General features: G+C 74.9%; 23 protein-coding genes. 16 read left to right on the top strand and 7 right to left on the bottom strand.

Features of this window, described 5'->3' with window-relative positions; all coding sequences use genetic code 11:
* The first annotated feature begins 112 nt into the window (after positions 1 to 112).
* The 7 genes from I4I81_RS13730 (at position 113) to I4I81_RS13695 (ending at position 5997) form a co-directional block, all read left to right on the top strand.
* Positions 113 to 1480 (top strand): IS4 family transposase, encoded by a 1368-nt coding sequence (locus I4I81_RS13730; RefSeq protein ID WP_226363566.1) that lies wholly within the window; start codon positions 113 to 115, stop codon positions 1478 to 1480.
* 30 nt (positions 1481 to 1510) lie between these two features.
* Entirely contained in the window at positions 1511 to 2110 is a 600-nt protein-coding gene (locus tag I4I81_RS13725; RefSeq protein ID WP_218616081.1) for an HAD family hydrolase, read from the top strand.
* 51 nt (positions 2111 to 2161) lie between these two features.
* Positions 2162 to 2650: an SRPBCC family protein gene (locus I4I81_RS13720; RefSeq protein WP_218606343.1), complete on the top strand. Its 489-nt coding sequence runs from the start codon at positions 2162 to 2164 to the stop codon at positions 2648 to 2650.
* A gap of 55 nt (positions 2651 to 2705) precedes the next feature.
* A complete protein-coding gene (locus tag I4I81_RS13715; protein ID WP_218616080.1) occupies positions 2706 to 3668 on the top strand; it encodes an Lrp/AsnC family transcriptional regulator in 963 nt (320 codons plus the stop codon).
* 455 nt (positions 3669 to 4123) lie between these two features.
* Positions 4124 to 4426 carry a hypothetical protein gene (locus I4I81_RS13705; RefSeq protein ID WP_218603896.1) on the top strand — a complete coding sequence of 101 codons (303 nt, stop codon included), beginning with the start codon at positions 4124 to 4126 and terminating at the stop codon, positions 4424 to 4426.
* A gap of 42 nt (positions 4427 to 4468) precedes the next feature.
* Positions 4469 to 4960, top strand: coding sequence for an SRPBCC family protein (locus I4I81_RS13700; protein WP_218603897.1), 492 nt, complete (start codon positions 4469 to 4471; stop codon positions 4958 to 4960).
* Positions 4957 to 5997, top strand: coding sequence for an LLM class flavin-dependent oxidoreductase (locus tag I4I81_RS13695; protein ID WP_218603898.1), 1041 nt, complete (start codon positions 4957 to 4959; stop codon positions 5995 to 5997). The genes I4I81_RS13700 and I4I81_RS13695 overlap by 4 nt, the downstream gene beginning before the upstream one ends.
* Before the next feature lie 116 nt (positions 5998 to 6113).
* Here the strand turns inward: I4I81_RS13695 and I4I81_RS13690 are convergent, their stop codons facing one another.
* Positions 6114 to 6917 carry a DUF1990 family protein gene (locus tag I4I81_RS13690; RefSeq protein WP_218616079.1) on the bottom strand — a complete coding sequence of 268 codons (804 nt, stop codon included), beginning with the start codon at positions 6915 to 6917 and terminating at the stop codon, positions 6114 to 6116.
* Between the two features lie 67 nt (positions 6918 to 6984).
* Between I4I81_RS13690 and I4I81_RS13685 the strand changes: the two genes are divergently transcribed.
* Together I4I81_RS13685 and I4I81_RS13680 are read left to right on the top strand one after the other, a co-directional pair.
* The gene (locus tag I4I81_RS13685; protein ID WP_226363928.1) at positions 6985 to 7617 is read left to right on the top strand and encodes a DUF1990 family protein; all 633 of its coding nucleotides are present in this window, start codon (positions 6985 to 6987) and stop codon (positions 7615 to 7617) included.
* 14 nt (positions 7618 to 7631) lie between these two features.
* A complete protein-coding gene (locus I4I81_RS13680; protein ID WP_218604429.1) occupies positions 7632 to 8552 on the top strand; it encodes an SDR family NAD(P)-dependent oxidoreductase in 921 nt (306 codons plus the stop codon).
* Here the strand turns inward: I4I81_RS13680 and I4I81_RS13675 are convergent.
* Together I4I81_RS13675 and I4I81_RS13670 are read right to left on the bottom strand one after the other, a co-directional pair.
* A complete protein-coding gene (locus I4I81_RS13675; protein ID WP_218604428.1) occupies positions 8542 to 9729 on the bottom strand; it encodes a cytochrome P450 in 1188 nt (395 codons plus the stop codon). The genes I4I81_RS13680 and I4I81_RS13675 overlap by 11 nt on opposite strands.
* A gap of 61 nt (positions 9730 to 9790) precedes the next feature.
* Complete coding sequence (locus I4I81_RS13670; protein WP_218604427.1) at positions 9791 to 10348, bottom strand: TetR/AcrR family transcriptional regulator; 558 nt, start codon at positions 10346 to 10348, stop codon at positions 9791 to 9793.
* A gap of 90 nt (positions 10349 to 10438) precedes the next feature.
* On the opposite strand from I4I81_RS13670, the gene I4I81_RS13665 reads away from it, so the two are divergent.
* Both I4I81_RS13665 and I4I81_RS13660 read left to right on the top strand, forming a co-directional pair.
* Positions 10439 to 10969 (top strand): DUF5709 domain-containing protein, encoded by a 531-nt coding sequence (locus tag I4I81_RS13665; RefSeq protein WP_218604426.1) that lies wholly within the window; start codon positions 10439 to 10441, stop codon positions 10967 to 10969.
* A gap of 46 nt (positions 10970 to 11015) precedes the next feature.
* Positions 11016 to 11402, top strand: coding sequence for a DUF5313 family protein (locus I4I81_RS13660; RefSeq protein WP_218604425.1), 387 nt, complete (start codon positions 11016 to 11018; stop codon positions 11400 to 11402).
* A 3-nt stretch (positions 11403 to 11405) separates the two neighbouring features.
* Here the strand turns inward: I4I81_RS13660 and I4I81_RS13655 are convergent, their stop codons facing one another.
* Together I4I81_RS13655 and I4I81_RS13650 are read right to left on the bottom strand one after the other, a co-directional pair.
* Positions 11406 to 11819, bottom strand: a complete 414-nt coding sequence (locus I4I81_RS13655) for an SsgA family sporulation/cell division regulator (RefSeq protein ID WP_218604424.1) — start codon at positions 11817 to 11819, stop codon at positions 11406 to 11408.
* 117 nt (positions 11820 to 11936) lie between these two features.
* Positions 11937 to 12344: a hypothetical protein gene (locus I4I81_RS13650; protein ID WP_218604423.1), complete on the bottom strand. Its 408-nt coding sequence runs from the start codon at positions 12342 to 12344 to the stop codon at positions 11937 to 11939.
* Positions 12345 to 12477: 133 nt separating this feature from the next.
* Between I4I81_RS13650 and I4I81_RS13645 the strand changes: the two genes are divergently transcribed.
* A complete protein-coding gene (locus I4I81_RS13645; protein WP_218604422.1) occupies positions 12478 to 14166 on the top strand; it encodes an AMP-binding protein in 1689 nt (562 codons plus the stop codon).
* A 162-nt stretch (positions 14167 to 14328) separates the two neighbouring features.
* A complete protein-coding gene (locus I4I81_RS13640) occupies positions 14329 to 14508 on the top strand; it encodes a hypothetical protein (RefSeq protein WP_218616078.1) in 180 nt (59 codons plus the stop codon).
* Here the strand turns inward: I4I81_RS13640 and I4I81_RS13635 are convergent.
* Entirely contained in the window at positions 14487 to 15125 is a 639-nt protein-coding gene (locus I4I81_RS13635; protein WP_218604420.1) for a flavin reductase family protein, read from the bottom strand. The genes I4I81_RS13640 and I4I81_RS13635 overlap by 22 nt on opposite strands.
* Before the next feature lie 57 nt (positions 15126 to 15182).
* Between I4I81_RS13635 and I4I81_RS13630 the strand changes: the two genes are divergently transcribed.
* Entirely contained in the window at positions 15183 to 16205 is a 1023-nt protein-coding gene (locus I4I81_RS13630; protein WP_218616077.1) for a CobD/CbiB family cobalamin biosynthesis protein, read from the top strand.
* 88 nt (positions 16206 to 16293) lie between these two features.
* On the opposite strand, the gene I4I81_RS13625 is transcribed toward I4I81_RS13630, so the two are convergent.
* Positions 16294 to 17088: an SURF1 family cytochrome oxidase biogenesis protein gene (locus I4I81_RS13625; RefSeq protein ID WP_218605191.1), complete on the bottom strand. Its 795-nt coding sequence runs from the start codon at positions 17086 to 17088 to the stop codon at positions 16294 to 16296.
* Between the two features lie 18 nt (positions 17089 to 17106).
* Between I4I81_RS13625 and I4I81_RS13620 the strand changes: the two genes are divergently transcribed.
* Both I4I81_RS13620 and I4I81_RS13615 read left to right on the top strand, forming a co-directional pair.
* A complete protein-coding gene (locus I4I81_RS13620) occupies positions 17107 to 18615 on the top strand; it encodes a cobyric acid synthase (RefSeq protein WP_218605190.1) in 1509 nt (502 codons plus the stop codon).
* Positions 18612 to 20771, top strand: coding sequence for a putative cobaltochelatase (locus I4I81_RS13615; RefSeq protein WP_218605189.1), 2160 nt, complete (start codon positions 18612 to 18614; stop codon positions 20769 to 20771). The genes I4I81_RS13620 and I4I81_RS13615 overlap by 4 nt, the downstream gene beginning before the upstream one ends.
* Positions 20772 to 20776: the final 5 nt, after the last annotated feature.

Raw genomic sequence — 20776 nt, 5'->3', positions numbered from 1 at the left:
GTTGCCGGAGATGGGAGCGGAGCTCCGGTAGGAGAGGGCGTCCTCCAAGACAGCCTCGACACCACCGGGAGCTCCGCTGAGCGCGAATTCTGTCATCACCCGGGTCGTCACCGTGGCCGGTGGGTGTTTCGCTCCTGGTCATCTGGGCGAGTTGACCCGGATTGTGCCCTTCGAGATGGTCGATGCCGCGTTGGTCGAGACCCACAGCGTGCAGCGGCGGCTGCGGTTGTTGCCCTCGCGGGTGGTGGTCTACCTCCTGCTCGCGGCCGGGTTGTTCACCGAGATCGGCTGGTCACAGGTCTGGGCGCGGCTGTGCACGGGCCTGGACGGGCTGGGGGTGGCCACCCCGAGCGCGAGCGCGTTGGCCGCCGCCCGAGCCCGGGTGGGGGTGGCGCCGTTGCGGGTGCTGTTCGACCTGCTGCGCGGCGCCGAGACCGGCTGTGTGCAGATCGGCGCCGCCCGCGCCGCCCGCCCGGGAGTGTTCTGGCGGGGCCGGTTGGTCACCGCGGTGGACGGCACCATCCTGTGCTGCCCGGACACCCCGGCGAACCTGACCGAGTTCAGCAAGGGCGGCAGCTCGCACGGCACCACCACCGGCTATCCGATGGTGCGGGTTCTGGCGCTGGTGGCGTGCGGCACCCGCACGATCATCGACGCGGTGTTCGGCACCGACCGGGTCGGTGAACTCGGCTACGCCCCACAGCTGCTCGCATCGACCCGGGCCGGGATGATCGTGCTCGCCGACCGCAACTTCGCCGCCGCCGACTGGATCACCGCACTGGCCGCGACCGGCGCGGACGTGCTGGTCCGGGTCAAGAACCACCGCCGACTCCCGATCTGCCGCACGCTGGCCGACGGGTCGTCGGTGTCCCGGATCGGCCGGGTCGAGGTCCGAGTGGTCACCGCCAAGGTCACGATCACCACCAGCGACAGCGCCCGGACCGAGACCTACCGGCTGGTCACCACCGTGCTCGACCCCGACGTGCCCGCGGTCGAGATCGTCGGGCTCTACCACGAACGCTGGGAGATCGAGACCTGCTTCGCCGAGCTCAAGTCCACCAGCCTGGGCGGGCGGGTCCTGCGCTCACGCACCCCGACCGGGGTCGCCCAGGAGATCTACGCCCTGCTGATCACCTACCAGGTGCTGCGGATCGCGATCAGCGACACCACTCTGCACCGAGCCGACGTCGATCCCGACCGCGGTAGCTTCACCGTCGCCCGCCACGCCGCCCGTGACCAGCTCATCGCCGCCGCCGGCATCATCGCCGACACCGTGCTCGACCTCGTCGGCACGATCGGCCGCCACGTCCTGGACCAGCTCCTGCCCGCCCGCCGAGTCCGAACCAACCCGCGCGTGGTCAAACGCGCGATCTCCAAGTACGTCGCCAGCACCGCCAAAGGCCGCCACCGCGGCCCCAGCCGCCCCGCGCTGATCACCATCGAGATAGAACCGATCTTGACAGCCCAGCCACCGGACTAACTGAACGGCTTTGCGACTAGCCTCCGCCCCGTGGTGCGTGCGGTGGTGTGGGACATGGACGGCACGCTGCTCGACTCGGTCGACGCCATCGCCGCGGCGTTCGCGTCCGCGGCCGGTCGCGGACCGATCCCGCCCGCGGAGGTCGAGCGGCTGTTCCGGCTGCCGACGCCCGAGGCGATCCTCGCCGACCTGACCGGGCACCCGGCCGACGTCGACGCCTTCTACCGAGCCCTCGCCGACGAGGCCGCGCACGTGCGGCCCTACCCGGGGGTCCGCGACGTCGTCACCGCGCTCACCGTGCCGACCGGGGTGTTCACCGGCTCGAACGCGGTCGCGACCGACATCCTGCTGCGCGCGACGGGCCTGCGCGACCTGTTCGCCACCGTCGTCGCCGGTGACGACGTGGCCCGCCGCAAACCGGACCCCGAGGGCCTGGAGCTGGTGTGCCGGCGACTGGGTGTGCCCGCCGGATCGGCGCTGTACGTCGGCGACTCCGTGTCCGACCTGGAGACCGCGCGCCGCGCCGGGGCGACCCCGGTGGCCGCGGCCTGGGGCCACAACCACCGCCCCTCCGACGGCGACGCCGTGGTCTGCGCCCGCCCGCAGGACGTGCTCGCGCTGCTGACGTGACGCCCGCCGCGCCGAGTCGCGCCGCACCGGTCCGATGAGCAGACTGCCCGGATGAGCCGCTTCTCCGCGACCACCGAGTCGGAGGCCGTCGTGGCCGCCGAGCGTTCCCGGATCTGGGCGGTCCTGACCGATCCCGTCCTGTTGCCGCAGCTGACGCCGCTGTTGAAGAAGATCGAGACCGACGGCGAGCACTGGCGGTGGCACCTCGTCGGCCTGTCCGTGCTGGGCGTCGGGATCAGCCCGGTGTTCACCGAGAAGATGACCTTCGACACCGGTGACGGCGATGGTCACCGCATCGACTACACCCACGCCCCGCCGCGCGGGGCGCGGGAGAGCACCGGGGCCGAGGGCTGGTACGTCCTGACCGACGAGCCCGGTGGCGGCACGCGGCTCGCGATCAGCCTCGGCCTCAGCGTGGAACTGCCGCTCCCACGGCTGGCCGCCCCGGCCGTCAACGCGGTGATGAAGGAGACGATGCAGCGGATGGGGGACCGGTTCTCGGCCAACCTGCTCCGGCATCTCGGGGTGCCCGCCCGGTAGGTTGACCGGGACGTGTACGGATCCCGACACGCAGGTGTCGGAAGCGAGGTACGCGGTGGTCGGGCCACTCGGCGCGCTCGACCGGCGCATCGTCGGTGCGCTCCAGGTCGACGGGCGGGCCCCGTGGGCGCGGATCGCCGCGGTGCTCGGCGAGCCCGAGGGCACCGTCGCCCGGCACGGCCTGGGCCTGCTGGCGCAGGGGGGAGTGCAGGTCGTCGGCGTGCCCGCCCCGGAGGCGGGCACGGTCGTGCACCTGCGCTGCGGCCCCGGGCAGGAGCGGGTCGCCGCACTGGCGCTCGCGCGGCGGCGCGACACCCGCTGGGCCCACCTGCTGGCCGGACCGGCCGGTGGGGTCGCCGAGATCGGCTGCCCGCCCGAGCGCCTCGACCGCCTCGTCGGTGACGAGCTGCCGCGCATTCCCGGGCTCGTCGCCGCCACCGCGCTCACGGTCCTGCGCTATGTCCGCACCGAGGACGAGTGGCGCCCCGGCCTCCTCGCGCCCGACGAGTGCGAGGCGCTGGCCGAGCACCTGCCCCCGCCGGGTGACGCGCCGTTCGGGGAGACCAAGGGGCTGAGCCCGACCGACCGCATGCTGCTCACCGCCCTGCAGTTCGACGCCCGCCGCGACGACGACGAGCTCGCCGAGGTCACCGGGCTCTCCCGCAGCGCGGTCCCGCGGCGGGTCGACCGCCTGCGCCGCGACGGCCGCCTGCGGATCCGGGTCGTGGTGGACCCGGCCCGGCTCGGGTTCGGGCTGCGGGCCGTCGTGCGGGCGTCGGCGGCGCCGCGGGACGTCGCGGCGGTGGCGGCGGGGCTGCGGCGGGAGCCGTGGGTGCTGCGGGCGTGCCGCACGACCGGTGACCGCCCGGTGCTCGCGGAGGTCGCGGTGCCCGGGGTCGACGCGCTGCACGACCTGACGACCGACGCCCCGTGGCTGGAGCGGGTGACGGCGCTGGACACGGCGGTGGTGGTGGGGACGCTGAAGGACGGCGGCCTGTTCACCCCGCCCGTCGACTAGCGCCCCCGCCCCGCGAGTTCGCCGCCCCCGCCCGGCGAGTTCGCCGCCCCCGCCCGGCGAGTTCGCCGCCGCCGCCCGGCGAGTTTGCCGCCGCCGCCCGGCGAGTTCGCCGTTGCGGGCGGGTGGGCGGGCCGTTCCGGGGGCGTCGCCGTCGCGCGTCAGCACCGCCCCGCGGCGACGACCCGTGCCCGCCGCGCTGCCGTCGGCGGTATCGACCGAGTCCGACGAGAGGGCGTTCGGGGCGATGCGGGCACTGCCGCAGACCGGGTCCGGGTGGCGGAGGACGTCTCGATCATCGGGCTCGACGACCACGAGATCGCCCCGCCCTCGACCGCATCGCCGGCACCGCCCGCGAGACCGAGATCCTGCCGCCGACGCGGCCGGCCGCGCGCGGATCGACGCGCCGCGTCGGGCCGGCGGTGGGCAGCGGCGGCTGAGCAGGGCACGATCGGGGGATGTATGTGACCCTCGCCGCCGACGGCGCGGTCGTCGCCGACGCCGACGACTGCACCCGCCTGCACCTCGCCACCACGCTGGACGGGTCGGCGCTGCGGGCCGCCCTGCGCGACACCGGCACCGGTCAGCTCGCGCCGGACGGGGCGGTGTGGCTCGATGTCGCCGTGCTCCGCTCGCGGGCCCAGATCGTCGCCACCGCGCCGGACTGGCCGCAGCGCTGGGACGCGATGGTGGGCTACGCGCAGAAGGCCGGCTGGCTCTCCGAGGACGGCCGGACCGTACGGGTGCACATCGAGCGGTGATGGCCTAGGTTCGTCCGCGATACCCAACGTGGGGGAGTGGACATGAGGTACGCCGACGGGCCGGTCGTCGAGGGCAGCGTGCACATCGCGGCCACGCCGCAGCGCGTGTGGGAGGTCGTCAGCGACATCCACCTGATGCCGGCTCTGAGCAGCGAGCTGCAGTCCGTCGAGTGGCTCGACGAGGGTACGACCGCCGTCGGCCGGGCGTTCCGCGGCCGCAGCAGCCACCCCGCGGCCGGGGAGTGGTCGACGACGTCGCGCATCGTGTGCTGCGAGGAGTCCCGGACGTTCGGCTGGGACGTCGAGGACCCGCAGAACCCGTCCGCGAGCTGGCGCTTCGAGCTCACCCCCAGCGACGGCGGTACCGACCTGCGCCAGTGGGCCCGGCTCGGCCCGGGCCCGTCGAACCTCACCACCGCCATCGAGCGGATGCCGGAGAAGGAGGAGCGGATCGTCGCCCACCGGCTCCGCGAGTGGCAGGCCGGGATCGACGCGAACCTGGTGGCGATCAAGGAGCGGGCCGAGAACCCATGAGGACGGCGACGACCGTCGAGGCGTCCGGCGGCGACTGGCGCGAGACCGTCGACTTCGTGGTGGAGGCCGAGCGGATCGGCCTGGACGTCTGCTGGGTCGCCGAGGCGTGGGGCTCCGACGCCCCGTCGGCGCTGGGCTACCTCGCCGCGCGCACGTCTCGGATCGGGCTGGGGTCGGGCGTCATGCAGGTCGGTACGCGCAGCCCGGTGCTGCTCGCGCAGACGGCGCTGACGCTCGCCGACATGTCCGGCGGCCGGTTCGCCCTCGGCCTCGGCAGTTCCGGACCGCAGGTCGTCGAGGGACTGCACGGCGTGCCGTTCGCGCACCCGCTGGGCCGCACGCGCGAGACCGTCGCGGTGATCCGGTCGGTGTTCGCGGGGGAGAAGATCGCCCACGACGGGCGGCACGTGCGGATCCCGCTCCCCGACGGCGACGGGCGGCCGATGCGCACGTCGACGACGCCGAACCCGGACATCCCGATCCACCTCGCCACGCTCTCGCCGCGGATGCTGGAGCTGACCGGGGAGGTCGCCGACGGCTGGCTGGGCACGAGCTTCGTGCCGGAGGGGGCCGCCGCGTACCTCGATCCGCTGCGCGCCGGACTGGAGAGGTCCGGGCGGACCTTCGCCGACCTCGACGTCTGTCAGGGCGCGGAGGTCGCGTTCGCCGCCGACGAGGACGAGCTCGCGACGATGGTGGCCGCGCGGAAGCCGGGGCTCGCGTTCAGCCTCGGTGGGATGGGCACGGCGTCGTCGAACTTCTACTTCGACGCGTACCGCCGTCAGGGGTGGGGGGAGCGGGCCGACCGCGTGCGGGAGCTGTGGCTGGCCGGTGACCGCACCGCCGCTGCCGACGCCGTCGACGACGACATGGTGCTCGGCACGACGCTGCTCGGCACCGAGGACGGGGTGCGCGAGCGCCTGGCGGCCTGGCGCGACGCGGGCGTCACGACGGTGCGGCTCTACCCCGCGGGGGACACCCTCGACGCACGCCTGGAGACCCTCGGCCGGGCCGTCGACCTGGCGAGACCCCTCTGACCGCGACTCGCGGGCGCAGAGACAGCGACTCGCGGGCGGGGAGACAGCGACTCGCGGGCGGGGAGACAGCGACTCGCGGGCGGGGAAACAGCGACTCGCGGGGGTGGGGGTGGCCGTCAGCGGCCGGGGTGCACCACGTGGATCTCGGCCCAGGTGGCGTGGTCCGGCGGGGCGCCGGTCGGCACGCGGACCAGGCCGTCGGGGTCGGGCCCGGGCTCGCCGGGCGGGTGCGGGAGGCGGGCCTTCAGGCGTTCCAGCGCCGCGCGGTAGAACCGCAGCTGGGTGTGCCGGCCGAAGAGGCCGAAGCCGACGCGGAACAGCGGGTTGCGGATCTCCGACTGCCGCGAGTACGCGTCGATGCGGAACTCGACCCGCCCGGTCGTCAGGTTCTTGACGATCTCGTAGGTCAGCTTTCCCTGCTCCAGGTGCCCGTCGAGGGTCTGGTACGCCCACCCCACGACGCGCTCGGGGCCGTCCGGGCCCTCGCGCAGCTCGTCGAGCTCGGCGGTGATCCGCACGCCCATGTGGAAGCGGAACATCGCGAAGCGGCCCTGCAGCAGCATGTCGCGGCCCACCACGTCGGCCGGGTACCGGTACGCCGCGCGCAGCAGTGACGGGTCGGTGAACTCGTAGCCGTTGACCAGGGCGTCGGCGGCGGCGACCAGCCCGCCGGGCTCCGGCTCGCCGGGCGCCTCGTGCCCCAGCTCGACGGCCCACCGGTCCTGGTGCCACCCGTCGGTGACGTGCGGGGGAGCGAGCGCCTCGTCGTAGTTGACCGAGCGGCCGCGCAGGTCGTCGACGACGGCGGCCAGGTCGGGGGCGTTCAGTGCGGGACTCCGGTAACGATCACGGCGAACGGGTACCCGGGGTCTCGTGTTCCTACTCGGCCGGCCCTCGCCCGGCAGCCCACTGCACCGCATCGACCACCTGGCCCGCTGGCCACTGGGGATCGTGCGGGTTCTCGCCCACCGCATTCCCGGTGTCGGGGTGCCACTCACCCGCATGGAGAGCCCCGGTGACGGCGGGGACCTGCCGTCGGCCGTGCCTCCCGCGCTCCGCCACGACGACGTCCAGTACGTGGCCGACGGGGTGGGTGCGCTGCTGCACCGGTGCTACTCCGTGGTCGTCGACGGCGCCGACCGCGGCCCGGAGGTGGTGATGGCCGAGCTGTCCCGTGACCCGAACTGCGCGGTCCCGGACGCCGCGGTGTTCCAGCGCAGCCGCGGCGAGGGCGGCCCGATGCGCCTGGGCGACGAGTTCCTCATCCGCATGCCCGCACCCTGGGACGGCCCGGTCCGGGTGATCGACGTGACGCCGTACTCGTTCCGGTTCGCGACGCTGGCCGACCACCTGGAGGCGGGGCAGATCGAGTTCCGCTGCGCGACCCGCCCCGACGGCGCGCTGACCTTCGAGATCGAGTCCTGGGCCCGTCCCGGCGACGCGCTCGCCCACGTCCTCTACAACTGGCTGCCGCTCGCGAAGGAGATCCAGCTGACGGTGTGGGCCCGCACCTGCGCCGCGGTGGCCGAGCTCGTCGGTGGCACGGTGCGCGGCGGGGTGTCGGTGATCACCCGGGTGGTCGACGGACCGACGCTCGACGCGCTCCCGGTCGGCGTCTAGGGAAGGCTGGCGGCGTGCTCGCCTCCGTTCTCGACACCGTCCTGGACCGCACCGTGGCCCCCGGCTACTCCCGGCTCGGCTACCTGGCCCGCTCGGCGGGCTGGTCGGGGGCGCAGGCCGACCCGGAGCCCGGCGCGCTGTCGGGAAAGGTCGCCCTGGTGACGGGCGGCGGCGGTGGCCTGGGGCTCGCCACGGTCACCGGGCTGGCGCGCCTCGGCGCCAGCGTGCACCTGGTCGCCCGGGACACCGGACGCGGTGCGGCGGCCCGTGCGCAGGTCGCGGCCGCGGTGCCCGGCGCCGACCTGCACGTCACCCGCTGCGACGTCTCCGACCTCGACGACGTCCGCCGCGCCGGCGAGGTGCTCGCCGCCGCCGGTCCCGACGTGCTGGTGCACAACGCGGGCGTACTCCCGCCGGGGCGCACCGAGTCCCCGCAGGGCCACGAGCTGTGCCTGGCCACGCACGTGCTCGGCCCGCACCTGCTCACCCGCCTGCTCGCCGACGCATTGGGCGGGGGCCGGGTGCTGTGGATCTCCTCGGGCGGCATGTACGCCCAGAAGCTGACCTCCGCCGAGCCGGTGCCCTACAACGGCACCACCGCCTACGCCCGCACGAAGCGGATGCAGGTGGTGCTGTCCGGGCTGTGGGCGGCCCGCGGGCTCGACTCGCACGCGGTGCACCCGGGCTGGGCCGACACCCCCGGGCTCGCCAGCTCGCTGCCCGGCTTCGGCAAGCTCGTCGGCCGGCTGCTGCGCACCGCGGAGCAGGGCGCCGACACGGCGGTCTGGCTCGCGGCGGCGCGACGGTCGGACGCGGGGACCGGCCGGTTCTGGCACGACCGGGCCCCGCGCCCGGAGCACTACGTGCCCTGGACGCGGGAGACCCCGGACGAGCGTGACGCGCTGTGGAGCCGGGTGCAGGCGCTCACCAGCTGAGCGACAGCTCCTTCGGCCCGCGGACGAGCGCGCCGGTGCGCCACGGCACGTCGGCGGGGTCGACGGCGAGGCGCAGGTCCGGGAACGCGGTGAGCAGCGACCCGACCGCCTCCTGCAGCTCCATCCGTGCGAGCTGGGCGCCCAGACAGTGGTGCAGCCCGTGCCCGAACGCGACGTGCCGGTTCTCCGCGCGGTCGAGGATCAGCTGGTCGGGACCCTCGAACACCTCCGGGTCGCGGTTGGCCGCGGCCACCGACACGACGACCGCCTCCCCGGCGGCGACGAGACCGCCGGACAGCTCGACGTCCTCGATCGCGATCCGCGGGAACCCCGCGGACGCCCCGAGCGGCAGGAACCGCAGCAGCTCCTCGACGCCGCGCGCGACGGCCTCCGGGCCCTCGCGCAGCGCCGCACCCCGGTCCGGCCGGGTGAGCAGGGCGAACATCATGTTGCCGATCATGTTCATGGTGGTCTCGTGCCCGGCGACGAGGATGCCGACGCCGAGCCCGACCAGCTCGCGCTCGCTCAGGGCGTCGCCCTCGTCCCGCGCGGTGACCAGCGCACCGAGCAGGTCGTCGGTCGGCTCCTCGCGGCGCTGCGCGACGAGTCCGGCCATGTAGGTGATCAGCGCGTCGCGGGCGGCCCCGCGCTCCTGAGCCGTCATCGCCGTCGTCGAGAGTGCGGCGTCGGCTCCCGCCCGGAAGATGTCGCGGTCCTGCACCGGCACGCCGAGCAGCTCGCAGATGATCGTGACGGGCAGCGGGACGGACAGGTGCGCCACGAGGTCGGCGGGCGGACCCTCCGCGCGCATGCCGTCGAGCAGCTCGGCGGTGAGCGCGGCGGCCCGCGGGCGCAGGTCCTCGACCCGGCGCACGGTGAACGCCCGGGCCACGAGCTTGCGCAGGCGGGTGTGCTCGGGAGCGTCCATGTTGAGGATCGACGCCGACTCGTGGTCGATCTCGGGACGCACACGCGGCACGTCGGCGCCGACCGTCGCCGCGCGGCTGAACCGCGGGTCGGCCAGCACGGTGCGCACGTCGTCGAGGCGGGTGGCCAGCCAGGCCTCGCCGCCGTAGGGCAGGGCGACGCGGGCGAGGGGTTCCTCGCGGCGCAGCTCCGCGTAGCGCGGATCGAACGTCAGCCCGTCGGGCTCGGCGAACGGGTAGGTCGTGGTCATGTCGCACCCCCGAAAGTAAGCGGTCGCTCACTTGCAACGCTAACTATCGACGCCGAGACGGTCAACCGCTGAGCAGTGCGCGGGCCCCCCGGAGCACGTGCGCGACGAGGGCCTTCTCGCCCCCGGCGATCTCCGGGCGGGCCTGTCCGAGCCCGAGCAGCCAGGCGAGCAGCAGGGTCGCGCGCAGGTCGGCGTCGACGGGGTCGTCGGTGGCGGCGAGAGCCGCGAACGCCGAGCGGTACGCCGCACCCAGCTCCGTGCGCACGGCCTCGCCCGCCCGGCCCTCCGAGGACAGCACCGCGAAGAACATCGCCGAGCCGCGGGTGTCGTCGAACATCGTGGTGAGCATCCGTTCCAACAGCGTCTCCGGTGGGCCCTCGACCAGCGGGGCCAACGCCTGCTCGCTCACCGCCTCGGCGAACAGTGCCTCCTTGTTGCCGAAGTAGCGGAACAGCAGCGCCTGGTTGACCCCGGCCCGGTCGGCGACCCCGCGTACGGTGGTGCCGTCGTAGCCGCGCTCGGCGAACAGCTCGCGCGCGGCGGCGAGCAGGGCGGCGCGGGTGGCGGCGGAGTCGCGCGGGCGCGGTGCCGGGTCACGGGGACGCGGGGCGGTCGTCATCGGCAGCCTCCTGTCGTCCGCGACGTCGGGCTCGGATCAGACCACACACGGCCCGCGTGTGGCGCGCGGCTCCCCGGGGTACGCCCGACCATGCCCGACTTCGACGACCAGTCCGCCGCCCCCGACCTGGGTGCCGCGGTGCAGCTCGACAACGCCGAGACCCTCGACGGCGCCGCGGGCGGCCCCGACGCCCTCGACGCGGGGTACATCCCGCCGGACCGCCCCTACGCTCTCGACGAGGACGCCCACGAGACCCTCGACGAGCGCCTCGCGGCGGAGGAGCCCGAGCAGGCGCCCGACGCCGACGCCGACCGCTCCGGCCGGCTGACCGCCGTCGACGGGGACGACACCGAGGCCACCGACGTCGGCGTCGACGGCGGTGCCGCGTCCGCGGAGGAGGCGGCCGTGCACGACGTCGACGGCGACACCCGCGTCGACGGCGAGCCGTCGGTCGCCGACGACCCGTCGCTCGTCGATCCCGAGGTGGACGCGGAGATCGCCGAGGCCGACGCCGACCGCCGTGGTGTCCGGGACGCCGCGGCCGGGATCGACGACGCCGTCGACGGGTCCGCCGCGGGCGCGTCCGGGCGCATCGACGCGGGACCGTTCACGGGTCTGTGACCCGGTCGTCCCGGTGCGCCCGGCCCCGGGGGAGGACGATGGGGCCATGACGACGCTCCGGCCCGGTCCGCTGTGGTGGCTCTGGTACGCCATGGGCGGCGGGTTGCCCGCGCGGTACCGGGGCTGGGTGCTGCACGACGTCTCGACGAGGACGTGGGCGCTGCGGCAGATGCTGCGCTCGGTGGTGCAGCTGGTGCCCTTCGGCATCCTGCTGGTGGTGCTGGTGCCCGGGGAGCTGTGGGTCCGGCTGGTCGCCGTCCTCGGTGGGGCACTGGTCGGACTGATGTACGCGGCCTCGTTCGTCCATCTGACGACCGAGCACCGGTCGGTCAAGGCGGGCTGGGCGCCCGGACAGGCCGAGGCGGAGCGGGAGCGGCTCACGGCCCCCTCGCGGGAGGCGGCGGCCCGGCGCTACGCCGAGCGGTACCGCTAGCCCCTACTCGGCGCCCGCGGTGAGCTTCGCGATCTCCCCGTCCAGGTCCATCAGGCCGTGCTCGTCACCGAACGCGACCAGCTCGGCGGACGCCTCGACGAAGTGCCGCAGCAGGTCGCGGTCGACCTCCAGGACGGCCCGGCCGTCGGTGGAGCGGATCTCGATCTCGACGATGTCGTAGCCCTGCACGGTCTGCGGGCTCATGCGGATGTCGCCCTCGCCGGTGGGGCCCTCGAGGCCCTCGAGGACCAGGTCGCGCCCGACCAGCCACTCGACCCAGCGGTCGGCCCTGGTCCGGACGGCGAGCGTGACGGCGAACGGGTCCGCGGCGTCGTAGCTCCAGCGCGTCACGACCGGCGCGGGCTGGCCGTGGAGCACGGTGAACATGTCCTGCGAGACAGTGGTGTTGGCGTCCATGGTGGCCCCCTGAGGTCCGGCTGCCCGCCACTGCTGCGACGGTGTCATGGAGGAGATCGCCGCCCGGGGCGCCGGCGCTTCACTTCCGGCCGCTGTTCACCCGAACAAGTGAGGCCCTCACTCAGCGGAGTCGGCGGTGACGACCCAGATCCCGCCGGACCCGGTCCGCCCGGGCTGGGCGACGGTCAGGACGCGGCGTACGCCGCCGGGGCCGGTGAGCTCGACGGAGTCGCCGGTCGCCGTCGCCGTCACGCTGTCCCAGCCGTAGGCCGCTGAGGCGTAGGACCGGGCCAGCTCGGCGGGATCGAGCAGCCACGGCTGCGCCCCGTCGTCGACGGCCTGCTGCAGTCCCGCGGACTCCGCGGCGCTGCGGCCGGGCCACGGCAGGTCGACGGCGGGCGCCCGGGCGTCCGCGGTCACGGGGGGAGGGGCGGCGTCGACGGAGGCGGCGGGCGCGGGCGAGCCGCAGCCGGCCAGCAGGACGCAGGCGGCCACCGACACGCCCAGGATGCTGCGGAGGGTCACGGCCGCGACGGTAGCCCCGGCGCCCGTCGCGGCGTCCCCGCCGGTCGCGGCACGTCCGGGTGGGTCTGCCGGTGCCCGCACTGGATCACTACTGTTCGGCGGGAGCAGAGCAGCTACTTCGCGAGGTGAACAGATGACCGGCTCGGCAGAGGCCTTCTACGCGGCGCGCACGTTCCTGCAGGAACACCGCACCGACTACGACACCGCCTACCGCGACTTCGCCTGGCCGGAGATCGACGAGTTCAACTTCGCGCTCGACCACATCGACGCCGTCGCGGCCGACCCGCAGCGCGGGGCGCAGCGGGCGCTGTGGATCGTCGAGGGGGACGGTTCCGAGGCGCACTGGACGTTCGCGGAGCTCGCGGAGCGCTCGAACCGGGTCGCCAACTGGCTGCGCGGGCACGGCGTCGCGCGCGGCGACCGGATCATCCTGATGCTCGGCAACCAGGTCGAGCTGTGGGAGACGATGCTCGCCGCGATGAAGCTCGGCGCCGTCGTCATCCCGGCCACGACGCTGCTCACCGCCGCCGACCTGCGTGACCGCCTCGACCGCGGCGCCGCGAAGCACGTCGTCGTCGGCGGGGGCGACGCGGCCAAGTTCGACGACGTCGAGGGCGAGTACACGAAGATCGCCGTCCGTGACGCGCCGCAGGGCTGGCTCGACTACGCCGACGCGGACTCCGCGTCCGCCGAGTTCGCGCCCGACGGGATCACGAAGGGCAGCGACACGCTGCTGCTCTACTTCACCTCCGGCACCACCGCGAAGCCCAAGCTCGTGGAGCACACGCACGCGAGCTACCCCGTCGGGCACCTGTCCACGATGTACTGGATCGGGCTGGAGCCCGGCGACGTCCACCTCAACATCTCCTCGCCGGGCTGGGCCAAGCACGCGTGGAGCAACGTCTTCGCGCCGTGGATCGCCGAGTCCTGCGTGCTCGTCATGAACTACGCGAAGTTCGACGCGGCGTCCGTGCTCGCCGTGCTCGACCGCTGCGGCGTCGACAGCTTCTGCGCCCCGCCCACGGTGTGGCGGATGCTCATCCAGGCCGACCTGTCCGGCCTGAAGACGCCGCCGCAGAAGGTCGTCGGCGCGGGGGAGCCGCTCAACCCCGAGGTCATCGAGCAGATCGAGAAGGCATGGGGGGTGCGGATCCGCGACGGCTTCGGGCAGACCGAGTCGACCGTGCAGATCGGCAACCCGCCCGGCCAGACCGTCAAGGCCGGCTCGATGGGCCGCCCGATCCCCGGCTACCCGATCGTCCTGGTCGACCCGGCCACGGGGGAGGCCGGCGTCGAGGAGGGCGAGATCTGCATCGACCTCGCCCGGCGCCCGCTCGGGCTGATGGTCGGCTACGCCGGCGACCCCGAGCGCAACGCCGAGGCGATGGCGAACGGGTACTACCACACCGGCGACGTCGGGTCCCGCGACGCCGACGGCTACATCACCTACGTCGGGCGCGCCGACGACGTGTTCAAGGCGTCGGACTACCGCATCTCGCCGTTCGAGCTGGAGAGCGTGCTCATCGAGCACCCGGCGGTGGCGGAGGCGGCGATCGTGCCGTCGCCCGACTCCGTCCGCCTCGCCGTCCCGAAGGCGTACGTGGTGCTCGCGGCGGGCTACGACCCCACCGAGGAGACCGCGCGCGACATCCTGCAGTTCGCCCGCGAGCACCTTGCGCCGTACAAGCGGATCCGACGCCTGGAGTTCTTCGATCTGCCCAAGACCATCTCGGGGAAGATCCGCCGCGTCGAGCTGCGCGGGCGCGAGGGTGAGCTGCACGCCCGGGACGGCGCGACCCCGCCGGGAGAGTTCACCCTCTAGTACGGCGGCCCGCCGCGCGGCGACGCATCGGGGGCGACAAGATGGTGGGCGATGTCGGTGAACCGGATCCCGGTCACCGGCGAAGGCATGTCGCTGCCGGATGTGTGTGGGGGGTTCGTGGACGTGATCGGGAGTTCCGGTGTCGCCGGGGAGATGTCCGCGATGCCACAGGTGTGGCGCCGGCTGCTCGCCGCGCACGTGCCCGACCGGCTCGGGCGCTGCACGTCGTGCCGGCACTCGAGCGGGTCGGGCGAGAAGTGGCCGTGCAACCTGCACCGGGTGGCGGCCGAGGCGGAGCGCCTCTACGACCTGCGGCTCGGTCAGGCGGTCGGCGGGGAGTAGTGCCCCGGCCAGTCCCGGTACCGGATCCGGGTGATCTCCTTGAGCTCGCCGATCCCCGACCACTCGTCGCGCCCGAGCCGGGCCAGGGGTCGGAGCTTCGCGATCGTGGGCAGCCCGCCGTCGTGCGGGTCGCCGTCGAACACGTCGGTGCTGATCGAGGCGTGCACCACGCGGCCGATCACGACGGTGGAGTCGCCGAGGGTCAGCGCCTGCTCGAGGCGGCACTCCAGCGCCACGGGTGACTCGGCGACCCGCGGCGGCGTCACCTTCTCACTCGGCGCGGCCGTCAGCCCGACCTCCGCGAACTCGCTGACACCCGCGGGGAAGTCGGTGCCCGTCGCGTTGACCTGCTCGAACAGTGGGTCGGTGGCCAGGCAGACGACGAACTCGCCGGTCTCGCGCGCGTTGGTCAGCGAGTCCTTCACCCCGACGCTGGTGAACTGGACCATCGGCGGATCGACGCAGGACACGGTGAAGAACGAGTGCGGAGCGAGGTTGTCGACGCCCGCGGCCGAGCGGGTGCTCACCCAGGCGATCGGGCGGGGAACGACGACGGAGGTCAGCAGGCGGTAGAAGGCACCCGCGCCGAGCTCGGTCGGGTCCAGGTCGGTGCGCATGTCGCGATCATCCCCCGGGTACCGGGTCGGCGCCCGGCCCGACGTAGGTTCGCGGACGTGAGATCGCGTGCAGTCGGCCTGGTGATCGGAACGCTGGCCGACGCCGTCCTCGGCGACCCGCGACGTGGCCACCCGGTCGCCGGGTTCGGCACCCTCGCCGCGGCCCTGGAGCGGCGGACGTACGCCGACTGCCGTCTGGCCGGCGTCGGGTACACCGCGGTGCTGCTGGGGGGCGCGGTCGGGCTCGGGGTCGCCGCCGAGGCGCTCGGGCGGCGGCGTCCGGTCCTCGGGACCGGGCTGACGGCGCTGGCGACGTGGACGGTGCTCGGCGGGTCGTCGCTGGCCGGGCACGGGGCGGCGCTGGCGCGGGAGCTGGGGGCCCGTGGTGGTGCGACGGCGACCGACGGTCCGTGGTCGGGTGTGCGGCCCGGGGCCGCGGCGGTGGACCCGGCTCCGGTGTCGGACGGGGTCGATCTCGCCGCGGCGCGGCGGCGGCTTCCGTCGCTGTGCGGGCGCGACCCGGAGTCGCTCGACGCGGCGGGGATGGCGCGGGCCGGGGTGGAGTCGCTGGCGGAGAACACCTCCGACGCGGTCGTGGCGCCGCTGTTCTGGGGGGCGGTCGCCGGGGTGCCGGGTCTGCTCGGGTACCGCGCGGTCAACACCCTGGATGCGATGGTCGGCTACCGGTCGCCGCGGTACCGACGGTTCGGGTGGGCCTCGGCGCGGCTCGACGACGTCGCGAACCTCGTCCCGGCCCGGGTCTGCGCGGCGCTGTTCACGGTGCTGGCGCCGGCCGTCGGGGGTTCGCCGTCCGGCGCGCTCGCCGCGTGGCGCCGGGACTCGGGCGGGCACCCGTCCCCGAACGCCGGTCCGGTGGAGGCCGCCGCGGCCGGGGCGCTGGGCGTCGGGCTCGGCGGACGGACGGTGTACGCGCACGGCGTCGAGGAGCGGCCCCGCCTGGGGATCGGCCCGACCCCGACCCCTGTCGACCTGCACCGCTCCGCCCGCCTCTCCCGCCTGGTGGGGGCCGCGGCCGCGGTGCTGGCGGGGGTACTGGCGGCGGTGATCGTTCCGAGGTGAGGGCGGCGGTCGCGCCGACGACCGGGAGGGTCATCTCGGAACGATCATGTTCGGCCGGCGCGGCGTGCCCGGGAGGCCGCGCGATCGCTCAGCGGGGGAGCGGGGCCTCGTCGTCCTCGCCGGACAGGGCGCGCCGCAGGGCGGTGCGGTCGGGCTTGCCCCGGCGCTGCAGCAGCTCCAGTCGGATGAAGTACCCCAGCGCGAGCAGGGCGATCACGCCGAAGGTGATCCACTGCAGGGCGTAGGACAGGTTCGTGAACGGTGCCCCGCCGCTGCTCGGCAGGACCGGCAGCGGGGCGAGGACGCCGGGCTGGCCGGGGGCGAGCTGCAGCCAGCCGGGTTCCAGTGCGAGCCCGGTGGCGGTGGCGAGCAGCCGCGAGTCGGCGACGTAGAGCTGCTGGAAGCCGGCCTCGTCGAGCACCCGGCCCTCGGGATCGGTCTGGTCGACGCGCAGACGCGCGGTGAGCGTGACCTCCCCGGCCGGGGGTGCGGGGATGTCCGGGGTCACCGAGCCGCTGGAGGTCTCGACCGTGCCGCGGTCGACCGTCAGCAGCCGCCCGTCGGACGTGCGGAACGGCGTCAGCACCTCGACGGCCGGGCGCCCGTCGACGACGCGCAGGCGCACGAGGCCCTGGGCCTCGGGGAGGTAGCTGCCCGTGACCTCGACCTGCCGCCACTCGACGTCCGGGGTCACGCCGTCCGAGGTCAGCTCGGCGATCGGGACGGGGGGCGTCGCGGTCGCGGTGTCGATGGCCTGCTGCTGCGCCTCGCGCTGGGCCTCGCGGCCGAACTGCCACGGGGCGAGGAACGTGTAGCAGGCGACGACGAACGCGAGCACCGCGGCGATGAGGGCCAGCCAGCCCGGACGCAGGAGGAACCGCACGCCCTTACGGTAGTCGTCGTGCGCGGAGGACTGCTGGTGGCCGGGACGACCTCGGATGCGGGCAAGAGCGCGCTGGTCGCGGGGATCTGCCGGATGCTGGCACGCCGCGGGGTGCGCGTGGCGCCGTTCAAGGCCCAGAACATGAGCAACAACTCCGTCGTGACGCCCGACGGCGGCGAGATCGGCCGCGCGCAGGCCATGCAGGCGCACGCGTGCGGGCTCGCCCCGAGCACCGCGTTCAACCCGGTGCTGCTCAAGCCGGGCAGCGACCGCAGTTCACAGGTCGTGGTGCTCGGACGCGTCGACGGGACGGTCAGCGCACGGTCGTACCGGTCACGGAAGGCGGCGCTGCTGGAGGTGGTCGTCGACACCCTCACCGATCTGCGGAGGCGGTACGACGTCGTGGTCTGCGAGGGCGCCGGGTCGCCCGCGGAGATCAACCTGCGCCGCTCCGACATCGCCAACATGGGGCTCGCGCAGGCCGCGGACCTGCCGGTGGTCGTCGTCGGCGACATCGACCGCGGCGGCGTGCTCGCCCACCTCTTCGGCACCGTCGCGGTCCTCGACGCCGCCGACCAGGCCCGCATCGCCGGGTTCGTGATCAACAAGTTCCGCGGCGACCCGTCGCTGCTCGCGCCCGGTCTCGACCAGCTCCGCGCGCTCACCGGCCGCCCGACGTTCGGGGTCGTCCCGTGGGCCGACGGGTTGTGGCTCGACGCCGAGGACTCGCTCTCCGTCGTCTCCGACGGCGTGCTCGGGCGCCCCGCACCGCCGCACGGGTCGGCGTGGCTGCGCGTCGCCGTCGTCCGGTTCCCGCGGATCTCCAATGCCACCGACGCCGAGGCGCTGGCCTGCGAGCCGGGTGTCGCCGTGCGGTACGTCACGGAGGCCTCGCGCCTGGCCGACGTCGACCTGGTCGTCCTGCCGGGGTCGAAGTCGACGGTGTCGGACCTGGCCTGGCTGCGGTCGTCCGGCCTGGCCGACGGGGTGCTCGCCCACGCCCGCGCGGGGCGTCCGGTGCTCGGGGTCTGCGGCGGCTACCAGATGCTCGGGCGGCGGATCGCCGACCCGCACGGGGTGGAGTCCGGCGACGCGGAGGGGCTGGGCCTGCTGGACCTGGAGATCGAGTTCGACGTCGACAAGCACCTCGGCAACCCCGTGGGCACGGCCTGGGGCGAGCCGGTGCGCGGGTACGAGATCCACCACGGGCGCGTGGTGCGGTCCGGCGACCCCGGCCTGATCGACTCCTCGGAGGGTTCGGACACCGGCACCGTGTGGGGCACCCACTGGCACGGCCTTCTGGAGAACGACGGGTTCCGTCGCCGCCTGCTGGAGCGGGTGGGCCGCGCGGGGTTCGTCGCCGCCCCCGACACCTGCTTCGCCGACGAGCGCGAACGCCAGCTCGACCTGCTCGGCGACCTCGTCGAACAGAATCTCGATATCGGCTCACTTGAACATGTGATCAGTCACGGTGCGGCACGGGACCTCCCGACGGTGACCTCCGGTCTGGCAGTGTCCCCCTCGTGACCTCCCCGCAGTTCCCGTTCTCCGCCGTCGTCGGCCACGACGACCTCCGCCTCGCGCTCCTGCTCAACGCCGTGCACCCGGGCGTCGGCGGGGTGCTGGTGCGGGGGGAGAAGGGCACCGCGAAGTCGACGGCCGTGCGCGCGCTGGCCGCGCTGCTGCCCGCGTTGCAGGTGGTGCCGGGCTGCCGCTTCGGCTGCGACCCCACCGCACCCGACCCCGCCTGCCCCGACGGCCCGCACGCCGCGACGGTCGGCGAGTCGCGGGCGGCCCGGCTCGTCGAGCTGCCGGTGGGGGCCACCGACGACCGGCTCGTCGGGTCACTGGACCTGGAGCGCGCGCTGTCCGAGGGGGTCCGGGCGTACCAGCCGGGGCTGCTCGCCGACGCGCACCGCGGCGTGCTCTACGTCGACGAGGTCAACCTGCTGCACGACCACCTCGTCGACCTCCTCCTCGACGCCGCCGCGATGGGCCGTGCGCACGTCGAGCGCGACGGGGTGTCGGTGTCGCACGCGGCGCGGTTCCTGCTGGTCGGGACGATGAACCCGGAGGAGGGCGAGCTGCGCCCGCAGCTGCTCGACCGGTTCGGGCTGGCCGTCGAGGTGCGGGCGGCGCGCGACGTCGGGACACGCGTCGAGGTGGTGCGCCGCCGGATGGCGTTCGACGACGACCCCGCGGGCTTCACCGACGCCTGGCGGGCCGCCGACGCCGAGGTCGCGGCCCGGATCGTCGCCGCCCGCTCGCGGGTGGCCGCGGTGGTGCTGCCCGACGCCGAGCTGCGCCGGATCGCGTCGGTGTGCGCGGCGTTCGACGTCGACGGCATGCGCGCCGACCTCGTCATCGCCCGCGCCGCGGTGGCCCACGCCGCGTGGCGCGGGGTCGGGGCGGTGGAGGAGGAGGACGTGCGCGTCGCCGCCCGCCTCGCCCTGCCGCACCGTCGCCGCCGCGACCCGTTCGACGAGCCCGGCATGGACGAGGGCGCCCTCGACGACGCCCTGCGCGACGCGGCGGAGCAGAAAGGAGCCGACGGGGACGGCCCGGACGACGACGGCCCCGACGGAGGACCCGGCGGAGGACCCGGCGGGGTAGGCCCGGACCGCAGCCCCGACCACGGTGGCCCCGACCACGGTGGCCCGGATGACGGTGGCCCGGATGACGGTGGCCCCGAGACCCGCGACCCCGACGCCGCCGGCCCGGACGGCGGCGGGGACCTCGCCTCGGATCGACCGGACGGTGCTCCCGACCCGGACGGGGGGCCCACACAGGACGGGCCGCAGCCGCAGGGCTCGCCCACCGGCCGGGCGGACGGGCCGTCCGACCGGGAGGGTGTTCGGGCCCCCGCCCCCACGGACACGTTCCGGGCACGCCGTCTCGAGGTCCCCGGGCTCGGTGAGGGGGCCCCCGGCCGCCGCTCCCGGGCCCGCACCGACTCCGGCCGCGTCGTGCGGGCCGTCGCGACCACCCCGCGCCGGGCCGCCGACGTCCACCTCCCCGCGTCGATCACCGCGGCCGCCCCGCACCAGCGCTCGCGCGGCCGGACCGGGCCGGCACTCGTGCTGCGCCACGGCGACCTGCGCAGCGGCGAGCGCGAGGGCCGGGAGGGCAACCTCGTGCTGTTCGCCGTCGACGCCTCCGGCTCGATGGCCGCCCGTGCACGCATGTCGGCGGTGTCGGGAGCGGTGCTGTCGCTCCTGCGCGACGCCTACCAGCGCCGCGACAAGGTCGGACTCGTCACCTTCCGCGCGGGCGGCGCCGAACTGGTGCTGCCCCCGACGTCGAGCGTGCCGGCGGCGCAGGCGCGGATGGCGTCGATGCGCACCGGCGGCCGCACCCCGCTGGCCGACGGACTGCTGCGCGCCCGCGAGGTCCTGCGCGTCGAGCGGCTCCGCGACCCCCGCCGCCGCGCGCTGCTCGTCCTGCTCACCGACGGCCGCGCGACGGTCGGCCGGTCCGGGGAGCCGGTGTCGGACGCGTGCCGGGCCGCGGCGCTGCTCGCGGCCGACGGCGTCGCGACGGTGGTGGTCGACTGCGAGTCCGGCCCCGTCCGTCTCGGCCTCGCCGCCCGGATCGCCGCGGCCGCCGGCGGGGAGATCGTGACCATCGGGGCGCTGTCGGCCGACGGCGTCACCGGCGTCGTGCACGCCGCCCGAGCAGCTTAGGAGCA

The sequence above is a fragment of the Pseudonocardia abyssalis genome (genome assembly GCF_019263705.2).
GTDB classification, from domain to species: Bacteria; Actinomycetota; Actinomycetes; order Mycobacteriales; family Pseudonocardiaceae; genus Pseudonocardia; species Pseudonocardia abyssalis.
This window is presented reverse-complemented; position numbering and strand designations above follow the sequence as displayed.

Coding starts and splice junctions, on each gene's coding strand:
- I4I81_RS13695 (WP_218603898.1), top strand. CDS start 4,957: ATGAGGACGGCGACGACCGTCGAGGCGTCCGGCGGCGACTGGCGCGAG.
- I4I81_RS13665 (WP_218604426.1), top strand. CDS start 10,439: ATGCCCGACTTCGACGACCAGTCCGCCGCCCCCGACCTGGGTGCCGCG.
- I4I81_RS13705 (WP_218603896.1), top strand. CDS start 4,124: ATGTATGTGACCCTCGCCGCCGACGGCGCGGTCGTCGCCGACGCCGAC.
- I4I81_RS13670 (WP_218604427.1), bottom strand. CDS start 10,348: ATGACGACCGCCCCGCGTCCCCGTGACCCGGCACCGCGCCCGCGCGAC.
- I4I81_RS13720 (WP_218606343.1), top strand. CDS start 2,162: ATGAGCCGCTTCTCCGCGACCACCGAGTCGGAGGCCGTCGTGGCCGCC.
- I4I81_RS13635 (WP_218604420.1), bottom strand. CDS start 15,125: ATGCGCACCGACCTGGACCCGACCGAGCTCGGCGCGGGTGCCTTCTAC.
- I4I81_RS13655 (WP_218604424.1), bottom strand. CDS start 11,819: ATGGACGCCAACACCACTGTCTCGCAGGACATGTTCACCGTGCTCCAC.
- I4I81_RS13690 (WP_218616079.1), bottom strand. CDS start 6,917: ATGCGGTGCAGTGGGCTGCCGGGCGAGGGCCGGCCGAGTAGGAACACG.
- I4I81_RS13645 (WP_218604422.1), top strand. CDS start 12,478: ATGACCGGCTCGGCAGAGGCCTTCTACGCGGCGCGCACGTTCCTGCAG.
- I4I81_RS13675 (WP_218604428.1), bottom strand. CDS start 9,729: ATGACCACGACCTACCCGTTCGCCGAGCCCGACGGGCTGACGTTCGAT.
- I4I81_RS13700 (WP_218603897.1), top strand. CDS start 4,469: ATGAGGTACGCCGACGGGCCGGTCGTCGAGGGCAGCGTGCACATCGCG.
- I4I81_RS13660 (WP_218604425.1), top strand. CDS start 11,016: ATGACGACGCTCCGGCCCGGTCCGCTGTGGTGGCTCTGGTACGCCATG.
- I4I81_RS13640 (WP_218616078.1), top strand. CDS start 14,329: ATGCCACAGGTGTGGCGCCGGCTGCTCGCCGCGCACGTGCCCGACCGG.